Here is a 1313-nt window from a genome sequence, read left to right on the forward strand (position 1 = left end):
AGCCCCGGACTTTAGTCCGAGGTTGGTTGACTTGAGAGTTGAGCCGAGAGGGCTAGCGCAGGTTTTAAGCCTGCGTTATTTTTTTGCCTTTTTTCGCCAAACTATACATAGAGCGTATAGCAATATGCTGATTCGGCAATTTTTAAATTTGGAAATCGCCCCTATACTATAGACAGTTAATCAAGCAAAAACAATTTTTGAATAAAGGATGTTAAACAATATGGAATACATTACTTTAAATGACGGAAATAAGATGCCCCAACTGGGCTTTGGCGTTTTCCAAGTGCCACAAGTGCCAGACCTTAGCCAGGCTGAACAAGCCGTTAGCGACGCTCTGAGCGTTGGCTACCGCCTGCTGGACACCGCAGCTGCTTATGGCAACGAAGAAGCCGTTGGCAAGGCTGTTAAAAAGAGCGGCGTGAATCGCGACGAAATCTTCGTGACCTCTAAGCTCTGGGTGGACCATTTCACTTATGAAAAAGCCAAGCAAGGGATCGACGACTCCCTGACTAAGCTGGGCCTGGACTACATGGACCTCTACCTCCTCCACCAACCTTATGGTGATACGGCCGGCGCATGGCGAGCCTTGGTTGAAGCACAAAAGGCGGGCAAGATCAAGTCCATCGGTGTTTCCAACTTTGCTCCAGACCAATTGATGAACCTGGAACTGATGAGCAGCGTGAAGCCAGCTGTTAACCAAATCGAAGTTTCTCCTTGGTACCAAGAAGAAGCAGAAGTTAAGTTCAACCAGGAACAAGGCGTTGCTACGGAAGCTTGGGCTCCATTTGCTGAAGGCAAGCACGGCATCTTTACTGATGAAACGATCGCCAAGATTGGTGCCAAGTACGGCAAGTCCAACGGCCAAGTAATCCTGCGCTGGCTTTTGCAACGGGGGATCGTGGTTATTCCAAAGTCCGTTCACAAGTCCCGGATGGAAGAAAACTTCAACGTCTTTGACTTTGAACTCAGTGCTGATGACATGCAAGTAATGAGCACTTTGAATAAAAATGAAAGTCAATTCTTTGACCACCGGGACCCAGTGGCCATTGAAAGTATTTTTGGCTCAAGTCTGAAGGCATTAAGAGATTAATTTTTCTTAACTTAAACGGAGACTAGATTTAGTTTCCGTTTTTATTTTGAAAAAAATTGATTTATTTTTTGCTGAAAAAGTGGCTGTTTCCGAATATTGCTGGTAGGAATCGGGGGATTATAACGAATTGCCCAGTTGATTGTTAAACTTTCTGATTAGGCAAAAATAACAACGTTGCCTCGTGTTTCTATTGCAAACCGAATGAAAACGCAGATTTGACCTT

Annotated in this window: 1 protein-coding gene; it reads left to right on the plus strand. The window is 44.9% G+C overall.

Annotated elements, in window-relative coordinates:
- Positions 1–220: 220 nt before the first annotated feature.
- Positions 221–1090 carry an aldo/keto reductase gene (locus FC20_RS09515; RefSeq protein ID WP_008461614.1) on the plus strand — a complete coding sequence of 290 codons (870 nt, stop codon included), beginning with the start codon at positions 221–223 and terminating at the stop codon, positions 1088–1090.
- Positions 1091–1313: the final 223 nt, after the last annotated feature.

This window comes from Lactobacillus equicursoris DSM 19284 = JCM 14600 = CIP 110162 (genome assembly GCF_001434815.1).
Lineage (GTDB): Bacteria > Bacillota > Bacilli > Lactobacillales > Lactobacillaceae > Lactobacillus > Lactobacillus equicursoris.